The 13,355-nt window shown below is 37.7% G+C and carries 13 protein-coding genes; all 13 read right to left on the bottom strand.

Annotation, left to right across the window (positions count from 1 at the left end; all coding sequences use genetic code 11):
* Positions 1-39: 39 nt before the first annotated feature.
* Positions 40-489, bottom strand: a complete 450-nt coding sequence (locus EO95_RS10745) for a dTDP-4-dehydrorhamnose 3,5-epimerase family protein (protein ID WP_048134671.1) — start codon at positions 487-489, stop codon at positions 40-42.
* A 2-nt stretch (positions 490-491) separates the two neighbouring features.
* Entirely contained in the window at positions 492-1,463 is a 972-nt protein-coding gene (locus EO95_RS10740) for a GDP-mannose 4,6-dehydratase (RefSeq protein WP_048134670.1), read from the bottom strand.
* Between the two features lie 4 nt (positions 1,464-1,467).
* On the bottom strand, positions 1,468-2,238 hold the full coding sequence (gene rfbF / locus EO95_RS10735; RefSeq protein WP_048134668.1) for a glucose-1-phosphate cytidylyltransferase: 771 nt from the start codon (positions 2,236-2,238) through the stop codon (positions 1,468-1,470).
* Positions 2,239-2,274: 36 nt separating this feature from the next.
* Entirely contained in the window at positions 2,275-2,979 is a 705-nt protein-coding gene (locus EO95_RS10730) for a sugar phosphate nucleotidyltransferase (protein ID WP_048134666.1), read from the bottom strand.
* A gap of 4 nt (positions 2,980-2,983) precedes the next feature.
* Positions 2,984-3,976 carry an SDR family NAD(P)-dependent oxidoreductase gene (locus tag EO95_RS10725; RefSeq protein ID WP_048134664.1) on the bottom strand — a complete coding sequence of 331 codons (993 nt, stop codon included), beginning with the start codon at positions 3,974-3,976 and terminating at the stop codon, positions 2,984-2,986.
* Positions 3,960-4,850, bottom strand: coding sequence for an NAD(P)-dependent oxidoreductase (locus tag EO95_RS10720; protein ID WP_048134662.1), 891 nt, complete (start codon positions 4,848-4,850; stop codon positions 3,960-3,962). The genes EO95_RS10725 and EO95_RS10720 overlap by 17 nt, the downstream gene beginning before the upstream one ends.
* Positions 4,851-4,938: 88 nt before the next feature.
* Positions 4,939-6,165, bottom strand: coding sequence for a glycosyltransferase family 4 protein (locus EO95_RS10715; RefSeq protein WP_048134660.1), 1,227 nt, complete (start codon positions 6,163-6,165; stop codon positions 4,939-4,941).
* Complete coding sequence (locus EO95_RS10710) at positions 6,158-6,919, bottom strand: bifunctional 2-polyprenyl-6-hydroxyphenol methylase/3-demethylubiquinol 3-O-methyltransferase UbiG (RefSeq protein ID WP_048134658.1); 762 nt, start codon at positions 6,917-6,919, stop codon at positions 6,158-6,160. The genes EO95_RS10715 and EO95_RS10710 overlap by 8 nt, the downstream gene beginning before the upstream one ends.
* 94 nt (positions 6,920-7,013) lie before the next feature.
* Complete coding sequence (locus EO95_RS10705) at positions 7,014-8,498, bottom strand: flippase (RefSeq protein WP_048134656.1); 1,485 nt, start codon at positions 8,496-8,498, stop codon at positions 7,014-7,016.
* 70 nt (positions 8,499-8,568) lie between these two features.
* The gene (locus EO95_RS10700) at positions 8,569-10,575 is read right to left on the bottom strand and encodes a hypothetical protein (protein ID WP_156164043.1); all 2,007 of its coding nucleotides are present in this window, start codon (positions 10,573-10,575) and stop codon (positions 8,569-8,571) included.
* Between the two features lie 107 nt (positions 10,576-10,682).
* The gene (locus EO95_RS10695; protein WP_162197357.1) at positions 10,683-11,423 is read right to left on the bottom strand and encodes a TIM barrel protein; all 741 of its coding nucleotides are present in this window, start codon (positions 11,421-11,423) and stop codon (positions 10,683-10,685) included.
* 27 nt (positions 11,424-11,450) lie between these two features.
* Positions 11,451-12,497 carry a pseudaminic acid synthase gene (gene pseI, locus EO95_RS10690; protein ID WP_156164041.1) on the bottom strand — a complete coding sequence of 349 codons (1,047 nt, stop codon included), beginning with the start codon at positions 12,495-12,497 and terminating at the stop codon, positions 11,451-11,453.
* A 2-nt stretch (positions 12,498-12,499) separates the two neighbouring features.
* Positions 12,500-13,156, bottom strand: coding sequence for a formyltransferase family protein (locus tag EO95_RS10685; protein ID WP_200895035.1), 657 nt, complete (start codon positions 13,154-13,156; stop codon positions 12,500-12,502).
* Positions 13,157-13,355 lie beyond the last annotated feature (199 nt).

The raw sequence follows: 13,355 nt of genomic DNA, 5'->3' as shown, positions 1-13,355 counted from the left end.
CCCCAATATATCCCAGCCCCCCTGTAATTAGTATATTCATTATCTATCTTTCCTATCCCAATCATAAGGAATATCATTTTCAAAAGGATCCATTCTGTCAATTTCATCGGGGTCATGTGGAATTGTTGCACAATTAGCTACAATTGCGGATTCAGTTCCGATGCCTTTGAACCCATTCCAGACCATTGGAGGAATTGTTACCAGCTTATAATTCTCTCGCCCTAAAAAAATTTCCTGAACTTCCCCTTTTGTAGGCGAACCGGACCTGCCATCATAGAGGACAAGTTTGATAGAACCGCTAACAACGGCATAATTCAATGTCATTTTTTTATGAATATGCCAGCCTTTTACCACTCCAGGATAGATTACTGAAAAATATATTTCACCAAACTCCTGAAAAACCGGATCATCATTCCTCAACATTTTAAGGATCATTCCTCTTTCATCCGGAATTATGTTGAGTTGATTGATTTCGACGCCATCAATCATATTTAACTCTCCTCAAAGAATTTCTTATACCAATCTATCGTTCTTTCAAGTGCTTCATCCAGCGTGTATGCAGGTGCCCATTCAAGCATTTTTCTTGCTTTTTCAGCAGATAAGGATTGGTGTATTATCTCGTTTCTGGCGGTACCCAGAACTTTTGGTTTGATGTTCTCTTTTCCCATCAAAGAGATTATTTTTTCCACCAGTTCAAGCACCGATATTTGAAGTTCATTACTGAAATTAAAAGCTTCTCCCAAAATCTTTTCATCATCCATTTTCTCTGCAAGATGCAGATAAGCATGAACCCCATCTTCAACATAGAAATAGTCCCGTATGTATGAACCATCACTTCGAATTACCGGCTGCTCATCATTTAACAAAGCACGGATCGTTCCCGGAACAAGTCTGTTGAAATTCAGGTCCCCTCCTCCATAGAAATTCCCACATCTTGTTATGCATACAGGTGTTCCATAAGTTGTATGATATGTCTTTGCAATAAGATCAGCACAACTCTTTGAGACATCATATGGATGAGTGCCTTGCAAAGGCATACCTTCGTCATATGGAAGTAAAGGTTGATCCCCATAAGCTTTATCACTCGACGCGACTATAATTTTTTTTACGGTTGGCACCCTCCTGCAAGCTTCCAGAACATTCCATGTCCCCTTTATATTCGATTCAAAAGTGGATAAAGGATTCCGGTTAGCTATTTCCACAATCGTTTGAGCTGCAAGATGAAAAACAACCTCGATTTCATATTCATTTATGATCCTTTCAATCGTTTGAAAATCACATATGTCCCCTCTAACAATGTCCATCTCATCAATGTATCTATCTTTGATTAGGGCTGATTTGGGAACCCAATCACGGATCAAACCAACAACTCTGGCTTTTCTCCAGATAAGCTCTTTACAAAGCCATGAACCAAGAAGTCCTGTACATCCTGTTACGAGCACCGGGGTGTTTTTCCACTGCATTCTATCAGACTCTCCAGGGGGCACGATTTGATTTCCAGAGATCGTTTAAGAATGTGAAATCTCTATATGTATCCATACACTGCCAGAATCCTCTGTGAGGGTATACTTTCAGTTGGCCATCTTTAACAAGATTTGAAAGAGGTTCCTTCTCAAGCACGCAGGACTCGTTATCATCCAGATAATCAAATATCTCTTTATTGAATACGAAATACCCTCCACTGATCGGTGCAACCCCGGTGTCGGGTTTTTCATCAAAAGAAACCACCCTATCGCCTTCTAATCTTAATTCACCATAGCGAGATGGTGGATGTACGCCAGTTACAGTTCCTATCTTTCCATGTTTCTGGTGATATTTTAGAAGTTCACTGATATTCATATCTGTGACTCCATCACCATAGGTGACCATGAAGGTGTCATCTTCTACATACTTTTCAATTTTTTTGATTCTGGCACCTGTCATCGAATACAGGCCCGTGTTTGCAAGAATTACATTCCAGTTATTTTCTTCATGAGAATTAATTATTGTAAGATCGCCGCTGCCAAGGTTTATAGAATAATCATTATTCCTCATCTTATAATGGTAGAAATAATCTTTAATCATATCACCTTTGTACCCAAGACAGAGCACAAAATCATCAAATCCATAAAAAGAATATGTCTTCATTATGTGCCAGAGTATAGGCTTATCTCCGATTTCCACCATTGGTTTAGGCTTATATTCTGTTTCCTCTCTCAGACGGGTGCCCATTCCTCCACATAGGATTACAACTTTCATTTTTAAACCTCGCATTTTCCATTGAAAACTACCATTTCAGAACAACAATTCATCCTTCATTTTTTCAAATTCCTCAAGCACTTTTGAATAATCCTCATGCCGTCCGATATCCATCCAGTATCCTTCAAACATATAACCGGAAACATTTTTGTTTTTTTGTATCAAAGTCTTTATTAGATCAGGGAAATCCAGATATTTTCCACGGCGGATATAGTTCAATACATCGTTATTGAACACATAAATTCCCATACTGACTTTATATTTCAAGGTAGGTTTTTCAATGTAATCCACAATTTTGCCATCGTCGTCCAATTTCAGCACACCAAGACTGATAGGCACTTCCTTTGTGTATATTGAAACCGTTGAAAGCGCACCACTCTCAAGATGATGACACATAAGATCCGAATAATCAATGTTTGTCAACAGGTCTCCGTTCATTACCAAAAAATTTTCGTCCAGATCGTCAAGAAGTGCCAGTGGTCCTGCAGTACCCAGTGGTTCATCCTCTCTTGAATAAGTGATCTCCACACCCCATTTGGAACCATCTTCAAAATATGCCTCAATAAGGCCAGCCAAATGACCTACAGCCAGCACGATCTTTGTGAAGCCATGTTTCTTAAGTTGACGAATTACAATCTCCAGGATTGGCACATCTCCTATAGGCATAAGCGGCTTAGGGAAAACCATAGTATATGGAGCCAACCGTGTTCCTTTACCACCTGCGAGTATAACTGCTTGCATATTATCATACTACATACTTCTCTGTTTTATATAAATTTGTATGTTCCCGCATCCATTTGATGGTTTCCGCAAGACCTTCATCAAGTGTATACTTGGGACGCCAGTCCAGCATATGCTTTGCCTTTGAATTGTCGCATATTAATTCCATGACCTCGCTTTTATCTGGTCTTACCCTATCCAACTCTTCAATAACACGGATATCATCCTTTTCGAGAATATGGAGGATCCTTTTTAGAAGCTCACCTATTGTGACGCCCGATCCCGTCCCTATATTTATCACTTCACCTACCGAGTTTTCGGAAGTGCCTACTTCAATAAATCCATTGACAGTATCCTTCACAAAAGTCAGATCCCTGACTGGTGAAAGAGAGCCTACGTGCACTTCGTCCATTACCAGTGCCTGTGCTATGATTGTCGGGATTATTGCACGTGCAGATTGCCTTGGCCCAAAAGTATTGAAAGGCCTGATAGTTGCAACCGGCAAGTCAAATGAGCGGAAGTAGCTCTCAGCAATTTTGTCAGCCCCTATCTTTGAAGCCGAATAGGGAGATTGGCCTTTCAGTGGATGTAGTTCATCAATTGGCGTATATTCCGCAGTCCCATATGTCTCGCTTGTAGATGTATGCACAATCCTGCCCACGTCATTATCAAGACCTGCCTGAAGCACATTTAATGTGCCTTTTATATTTACGTTGACATAACTCTCAGGTGCGATGTATGAATATGGTATTCCAATAAGTGCAGCCAGGTGAAATATAATGTCAACATCTTTTGTGACAGTTTTCACAAAAAAAGGGTCTGTAATATCTCCGGCTACAACTTCCACCTCGCCAAGAATATCCTTTTCAAGCAACTCAAGCAATCCCCAATTATTCCGGGAATTATAATGGACAAATGCCTTTACATTGGCACCTCTGCGCACGAGTTCTTCTGTGAGGTGGCTACCAATAAAGCCTCCAGCACCTGTTACAACAACATTTTTATTCTTTATGTTCATCTAAATACGCCCTTAGAGTCATTGATAAGCCGGTTCTGATATCGACCTTTGGTGTCCATTTCAGGTCTTTCTTTGCCTTCTCAATATTTGCTATCGTATCTGCGATCTCGCTTTTTCTCTTGTCGCATGTATACCTAATTGATACATTTTTATCTGTGTGTTCAAAGTAAAGATCCGCAAGCATGTCTGCAATCACACCTGCGGGATAGCTTTCACCACTGGCTATGTTATAAGCATTGAAACCCTTTATATTGGACTCTGAAGCTGTAATCAGTGCATTAATCACATCACTGATGTACACAAAATCTCTTTTAGGAAACGGATCGCCAAGTATAATATCTCCTGCCGATAATTGCCTTAACACCTGCGGAACCAGAAAATTCCCGGTTTGGCCAGGTCCATAAATATTAAAAAATCGCAGAGCTGTAATATTTAAGTCGTGATCCCTGCAATATGCTTCACACAGTTCCTCACCCATTAACTTGCTCTGAGAATATGGATTATTCGGAGAAGTCGGGTGTATTTCATCCACAGGCAAATATTGTGGAACTCCATAAACAAACGTGCTCGCATATACCATTCTTTCTATATCATGTATACGGCACCACTCCAGCATATTCAGTGTCCCTACATAGTTTGTAAAGTATACATTCCTTGGCTGTACAAAAGCCTCCTGAATGTTTGTGACACCTGCCAGATGAAATGCCACATCCTTTACTGGAATATTTTGGACCAGTTTCCAGTCTGTAACATCAATTGAACTTACTGTGCGAGATATTTCAAAAACAGAGGTTCCTATACTTTCAAGTGCCTGTACAAGATGTTTTCCGATAAATCCACTGCTTCCTGTAACTGCTGCAGTACTGTGTTTCATGCGCCCTCAAAAGTATTTTATTTTTGTCAATTCAATTTTATCTTATTTTCTCCAATTGAGCACATAACCCAACCACGTTTCAGAAAGTTCAATTTAATTGACTGTATTCAACAAGTAGAGCATTAAGTATTTCTTTTGGTTTATATTTTGCATCATATAATTTTCTACTATTAATAGAAAATTCTTTGAATGCATTGAGGTCGTCCATAATTGACATAATTTTATTCGCTATATTTTCCAGGTCGCTTTTATCGATCAAAAAACCATTGAAATTGTTTATCACTAATTCTGATGTGGAACCTACATCATTCACCAAGATTGGTTTGCCATAATAAAGCGCTTCAATTAAAGTTAAGGGCATTCCCTCTACATCTGAACACAGCACAAAAATATCGACCTTATCAATAATTTCGGAAATCTCATCAAAACTGGGAATGAATTGAACATTGTCCACAAGACCCAATTCCTGCACCAGTGATCTATATCTAGCTTCTTCTGGCCCTTTCCCGATCAGTACTAATTGGGTATTTGGCTTGGATTTCACAACGATATTTAATACTTTGATCAATACATCTTGATTTTTTTCAGGAGAAAGCCTTGCGATAACACCAAAACTTTCAGCTTTTTTATTTTTAAAATTGAAATTATATGGCAATTCTTCAATTATGAAAGGGGATACAATATATCCAGAATTAAGTCCTTCGTATTCTCTTAACTCATCTCCAATTATTTTAGATGGAACGAATCTCTTATTGAATGAATTTATATACTTACTCAACTTTCTTTTTGCTTTCCATCCTTTCCTCCAGCGTGGAGATGAAATTTCAGTATATACCGCAGGGATTTTTAATGCTTTTTTAAGGTAGTATGAGATGCCATACGTAGAATAATGGTAAGATGTAATTATATCGTATTTAGTAACAAAATTATCAAAAAAGATCCTGATGAATAATAATGGAATGCATAGTCTGAATATTATTCGGTTTTCAACAGTAGATATAATCTGCTCCCTGGTCACTGCCCTTCCGAATATATTTAAATTATTGGCCATAGATAAAAATGCACAAAATGGAATAACGAGAGAGTATTTAATAATTTGCAGGAGTGACTTGGTTATTGTTGAATAGTCTTTCAATAAAATTCCATTATCTCTGAACCGATTAGACAATAAGTTATTATCCATGGGGTAAATCGAATACAGAAAAACATTATAACCATTTTTGGCAAGAGTGGACAGGTGCGATAGCAACAGTTTATCGGATCCGCCCGTAATCATGAGTGCCACAATAACACATATATTTTTATTTTTAGTCACTTTTTTGATACACCCCCATAATGTAACTTGAACAATACTGGTTGTTAATTTTTCTGAAAAGCTTATTGTTTAGAATTAACTTTATTATGTGGAATGATATTTTGAACCATAGTGGGGATTTAGAAGTGTCAAATAAAGCTGGTTCAAATCCACCCACTGTGCTTACAAACAAATTTTCACAATTTGTAATGCTCCCCAGTCTTTCAAAATACACTAAATTCATAATTCCCAGGTTATGGTTTGGAGTTAATTTGTCATTAACTGATTTATCAACTTGTTTTGCGATGTAATAATTGAGGCCTGTTAATTTTGGAACTCCAATTATAAGCAGTCCACCTTCCTTCAATAAATCTGCATGTTTTTTACAAACTGAATCAGTATCCTCAAAATGCTCAATGAAACCTAAAGAGATTACGACATCGTATTTTGTGTCGAAATCCATTTTTAAGAAATCCCCAGTATAGATATTAAACCCGTCTACACCGCATATTTTTAAATTTTCCATTGTTTTCTTTGACGCTGCTTCAATGTATTCACATCCATCAACAGAATAATTATAATTTTCTGATAGATAGATTAACCATTTTCCTGGTGCACAACCCACTTCAAAAGCTCTTTTAGTATTATCAGCTACGAGAAATTTGTTTAGTATCGTTACTATGTTTGCATCATTCGAAAAAGTCAAGTCGACTTTATTGGGTACGATAACACTATCCCAGAATTTTACCCAATATTCTTTTTCGGTAAGTTCCATCTAGTATATCTCCACAATATGTGAAATGTCGTCCATATCTGTCATTATTTATTAAGCTAAATAACATATGAATTATATAAAAATAGTATGCTGCTCACAACCACTCAGGCCAAAAGAAACCTATACCTACTTTTTCTACAATTCCTCGCAGTTCATTATAAATTTTTCGATCGAGTTTCAGTACAAGAACACCATATGTAGCCCCACCAAGAATAACAGCCATCAATGTAACCCAAATATTCGAAAGCGGAATAAGCAAACGATACCCACCAACAAGCGCTCCCATTGCAACTGAAGAAATCATGATATTGGACAGACTATGATGCTCCAGTCGTATAGTTATAAGTCTTGATAACGCACGCCTGGCGAGTAAGGCATTCAATGTCATTGTTGCCAGCGTTGCGATTGCCGCGCCGCTTACACCCATAATCGGAATTAGTAGCACATTTAAAAAAATATTTGCTATAACACCAACTGCCGTGACTTTAAATGATTCTTTTGGATGGTCCAGAGCATCCAGATACATCGTGAAAAAGTATTGGAATACATTTACCACCTGTACGGCAAAGAGGATTATCAATGTTTGATAGCCCTGAGCAAAATCTGCGCCGTAGAACAGATATAGCAGACGGTCGCCCAGCAGCACACCACCCACGAATACAGGAATTGCCAGCATCAATGAGTAGCTGATCGCACGTGACAGAGACTCCTCCACCAGCTCGATCTCAGCGGTCTTGCCCCATCGGCTGACTCTGGGCCACAGAGTATTCCTTAGTGCGTATGTGCTAAATGTGGCAACCATTGTGAACTGTAGTGCTACTCTATAGATGCCTACATCGGCGGTCTCCAGGAAATATCCAATAATGACAGTATCTGCCTGTGAAAACACCAGCATTCCACTGGATGTTAAAAATAACCAGAATGAAAATACCGATAAACTCTTTATGTGGTCCCATTTGAAACGTACAAAATGCAAATCAAAAAAACGAAATTCAATTATGGCTGCCATGAGAATTCCAGCCACCATTCCCCCAGCCAGCCCTGCTGCCTCATATCCAAGGTAGATTGCCGGGATCTGGAATATGATGCGTGAGATATTGCTTATGCCTGCACAGGTATTTCGTATTCCCATCTTTCCCGTGCCGGCAACTCCGCTTGAGATAGGACCTGCAAGCACTGATACCAACAATGAAAACAGCAACCAGATAAACATACCTGACTTATTAAGGTCTACAAAGTAGTCTTTAAACACGAGCAAAATTAGTATTCCCATTACCGTGAATACTAACCGCAGTATAAAATATGCACTAAAATATGCATCAGGTTCTTCACCTTCACTGATACGTTTGACTGCAGCTCCACCAAATCCCCCATCAGTAACCAGACTACAAATGCCGTCGTATGCTAAAAACAGAAAATATGCACCAAGAATTGCAGCACCTACAGTATGTGCGAAGTACATGGTGCTTAAGAAGCCTATGGCTGTGAATGCAATTTGCCAGAATAACGATATTATGCTCTGGCGCTGGACGGGGTCTATCTTTAAGATCTGAGAGAAAATAGTAGTTATGTTAAGCATATTCCAAAACATCAGTTGTATTTAATTACACTTGAATATATTGGTAAATGAAAATATTTTCGTGATATGCTTATAATTCAGAGCTTTGGTTCAATAACCTGGGAACACGGCCCAATATTTTATTAAGCTCTTCTGGCGCTCTTTTTTTAGAAGTACCTTCACGGGATGCAATTCCATACATTTCTAAAAATTCATTATTTTTTAAATTTGCTTCGTATACATTATCAGTAAGATATTTGTCTAATTTACATAAAAACTCATCTAAATTTCTGCTGCAGATGGCACGCTTTGATAATGATCTTTGAGCATTTTCATTGTAATGAACAAGTCCAGTATAAGCAAAAACTGGCTTTTTTGTAGTGAGGGCTTGCAATAATGTTGTGAAAGGAAAATCGATAATTACAGCGTCCGCCTTTTGAAGTAATTCTGTAAACGATTCTTCTCGCCGTATAAAAGTGAAATGATCATATCCGCAATCGATTGAATAGTATTGTAATGGATGAACGTCATAACTCGAAGGATGAAGTTTTATTGTTACTGTGTAATTATTATGCTGTCCTAAAATATCGACAATCGATTTTTGTGTTTGCCAGAAAAGGATATCTGAAAATGGTGGAAATACGGATATATTTTTATCAGTTTGAACATACGAACTTGTGACATATAATATATTTCTGCCATTGTTTAATTTGGAATCTTCCATTTTAATTGTTTCCCTATTATCAATGGATTCCAATGAAGTCGAGCCAACAGCGACAAGTTCCGTCCCATATTTTTTTGCAGCCTCAAGATAGCTATCAATAACACCATTGCCAAAAACAAAATGCGCATCCGAACTGATCAAGTCACAATAATTGACAAGTGGATGTATCTCCATTGCACCGTATCCGCCATGTTGCCATGTGATTACTGGTATTTTAGAATTATGCGCTGCCTGTGCAGCAGAATGCCCAACACAGGTTGAGAACGTGGATGCAATAACTGCTTTTATATTTTTCTTGGCTATGAGATTCATAACATGCCTGACAGAGAATAGACAAGCTATGCTCATTTGTTTAACTAGAAACTCAAGCCTCTCTATAACAAGGGGATAAAAATCTATACCATCCATAATAAAGAAAGATCTAAACTCTGGATTGATTTGCAAGTTGAGCCATGCTGTGTGCAGACTGCCCGAATCCTGTCTGATTGCCTCTTCTAACCAGTGGAAATCATCAGTAATTCTATATACCGGAGCAATTCCCTGTGAGCGCAGATCTTCATTACAGTCATCCCAGTTATAGCCTGCACCAAATAAGAGTACTGGAAACTCTTTATTAGTACGCAAATCGTTTTTTATCCATTGTACAAATCCGGGGAAACCTCTTTTTTTTAGAGTAAGCGCAATGTCATATAATTCGGGATGGTCACATAAATACTGCTTTGCTCTTTTTTTCAGGTTATCTGAAACGTTCTCCTTTTGTAGACCAGATACTTCATTAATGTATTGTGGAAGGGAAGGCAATATTTTTTGAGGAATATTCCAGATATTTAACAAAAGAATTTGCGAATATAGAGACTCTTTATGGTTAAATAACAAATAACGAGCCGATTCATAAACACCAAATGGGTATTTAGCTGAATCATAAAAATAAACTGCACAGGGTTTTTCGGAATTAACTATTTTAGATAATTGGAATACGCAAATAGTTATTGCATCATACATTATTTTGAGATGGTAATAACTAAACATCGCAGGATAGATATCTAATTCTGAATAATCATTGTCATTAAGTTGAATTTCAGTATCAATCAAATTGCATAAGTCTTCTACTTTCTTGAAATTTTCGAGCCCCATCTGGTGTAATTCTTCAGGCTCATAATAATCTTCTGGGATGTTATATTCTAAGCCGTATTTGTCTAATTCATACACAGCAAATGGAGTTAGGGCAACAATTTGTTTTTCACCTTTGATCTCATCAAGCCAGGAGATACAATCTTTAACATGATTCTCATTTTCAAGCAGAATCAAAGCTTTTCCACTGGCATCATTTATAGCGGATATATTTTTTGAAATCGAGTCCCCTTTTGAAATCATCAAAAACCTCACACATTCAAAAGCCCAAATAGTACTCATTTTGATAGAGATCAACTTGTTAATCCCTTTTAACCCCGTATCAAAAACGATAGGATATCGTGCACACTTTAAAATAACGAATAGAGTCTTCCAAGATTATATAGGTCTTCATCAAAAGACATTAAATTGATTCTGGGTGTCTCTAAAGTTATATGATTATCCTCTCCGAAATACAAACAATTGATCAAGAAATCAAAATCATATTCCCCATTTCCTATGGATAAATGCTCATCCAGGCAATTGGTCAAGAAACCGTCAGAGATGTGAAAATAAGAAGGGTTTAAGCTAAAAAAATCCATTACAAAAGGTTTATAGTCAATTCCCAATCCAAGAGCAGCTTTCACCGCATGGTTCAGGTCCAGACAAAAACCGAATCGAGACCCGATTAACTCCCGGATTTGCTCAGGGGAATACCCCACCATTTTTTCATAATTCAAACCGACACTGGGCATGTTTTCTATTAGAATCCTGCTGTCATTGATGAGGTCCAGAAACTCAATTGTATCTTCAATTTCCCCGAATCCCGGATGAAGAACAAGAAATTCGGAATTCAACTGATCTGCCCAGGATAAGGAATTGTTTATAAGTTCAAGGTTAAAATCCCTTTTATGACGGTCTGCTATATTCAAACCATGCCTTTCCGTAGTTATGTGAATTGTGTATGGCAGGTCATACGACAGGAAGGAATCGATCTCTGTACAGGGAATCGGAGTCAATTCAATGTACTGAAATACATTATCCTTGATAAGTTGATCTGCCTGTGGAAGTGTATCTTGATTGGTGGACCAGAGTTTTAAACCGAATTTCATGAACATCACCCAAAAATTTATTATAAATCATCCGATTAGATCCCAGTTGAGAGGTGTCCCTTTATTAATTGTCCTTAAGGCTCTTTTCCCCATGACATTATAAAGGTTCCGCGGATGAAGCCCGAAACCGGGTCTTATTGACCTCACGTTTTTCTCAGTAAATACCTCACCTTCTTCCATATCTTCTACGACAAATAAAGATCTGGAAAACTCACGGCTTTTTTTCATTTTGTCCGTCAGTTCATAATTTACTTCCCCTAGAGCTTTTTCAACTTCCCTTATAGCCTCGACCATTAACTTAAACTCATGGGGTTCAAGGGAAAAAGCAGCATCTGGGCCACCTAAATTCCGGTCAAGTATAAAGTGCTTTTCTATTATTTTTGCCCCAAGGGCAACAGCAGCAATTGGCACTGATATTCCCAGTGTGTGGTCTGATAAACCGACAACTGTCTTAAAACTGTCCTTAAGGTTCGGGATCGTGTTTAAGTTCACATCCTCAAGAGGGGACGGATATGCAGATGTGCATTTTAAAAGTGCAACCTGTTCGTTTCCCATCCGTTTACAGGCATTTACGGCTTCTTCAATATCCGCAAGCGTGGCGATACCTGTAGAAATAATTACTGGTTTACCCTTCGAGGCAATGTATTCTATGAGAGGTATGTCAGTAATTTCAAAAGAAGCGACCTTGTAGGCAGGAACCTCCATTTTTTCGAGGAAATCAACTGCAGTTTTATCAAAAGGGGAAGAAAAACATATGAGTCCCAGATCCTCTGCAATCATTTTTAATTCTGGCTGCCATTCCCATGGAGTATGAGCTTCCTGATAAAGTTGGTAAAAAGTCTTGTTGTCCCAGAGGGTTTCCTGATTTATTTTGAAGCATTCATTATCAGAATCTATAGTTATGGTGTCTGCAGTATATGTCTGCAGTTTTACCGCATCAGCTCCTGCTTTTTTCATGGCTTTGATGGTTTCAACCGCAAGGTTGAAATCCTGAAGATGATTGGCAGAGAGTTCTGCGATAATGAATACAGGATTAGTATCTCCAAGCAACCTTCTTGCAAGCGTGAAATTCATATTTATGATTCCTCAATACCTTTGTATATTTTTAACAAATACTTATGCCCTTTATAGTAAAAGAAAGCGGGGAATTCTTCATTACTTACTATACGAAGAAGATTAAACTGTTCCTTTATGCTTTTATCAATATCTAACTCACTATCAATAGGGCTCCTTTTTTTATAGAATGTAGGTTCACCAACCTGTTTTACAGGATTAAGAGATGTATAATTTTCTAAAAATTTGAAGCAAAGGTCTATGGTTTTCTCCGCCTGCTTTTGCCTGATTTCACTGTTGAGTTCATGGCCTTCGTATAAGATTTTGTCCTTAAAATAGATATCTCCATCATCAATCCCTTCATTTGCTTCAAATAATGATAATGGGATCTCATTTTTGCCTTCCAATATCTGCCAAAATATTGGTGTCCAACCCCGCCCTTTCGGAAGATCGCTTCCATGAACCACAATATTATGTTTATGTTTATTCAAAAATTCTTTCCTTATTATTCTAAAATAGCTAAGAATGAATACTATTTCAAAAGAATCTGCTATAGCTTCATGCTCAAAAAACAGTTTTACATTGTAACCCCGTTTGGCTAGTTCATTTACAAACGTATCTGCATAAGGAACAAAAGAACTTTGTTCAGATGTGAGTACGGCGATATTCAATGGATTCATTTCACATTCTCTCTAAATTTAGATATTTTTACTGGATATAAGGACAAAAAAAATGGAGGACTTACAAAACTTTATAAACGAAACCGAGTACCAAACTTTTTAAGGATATCAGTATATTGAACGGCTCAATTAATCAGTTCAATCGTACAATCCCACATTCCGCAGATGTACACAGGTATAGAACTTATTTACCTAACTG

This window comes from Methanosarcina sp. 1.H.T.1A.1, from assembly GCF_000979295.1.
In the GTDB taxonomy this organism is placed as follows: Archaea; Halobacteriota; Methanosarcinia; order Methanosarcinales; family Methanosarcinaceae; genus Methanosarcina.
The sequence above is the reverse complement of the archived record's forward strand: the minus strand, read 5'-3'. Positions and strand labels throughout refer to the sequence as shown.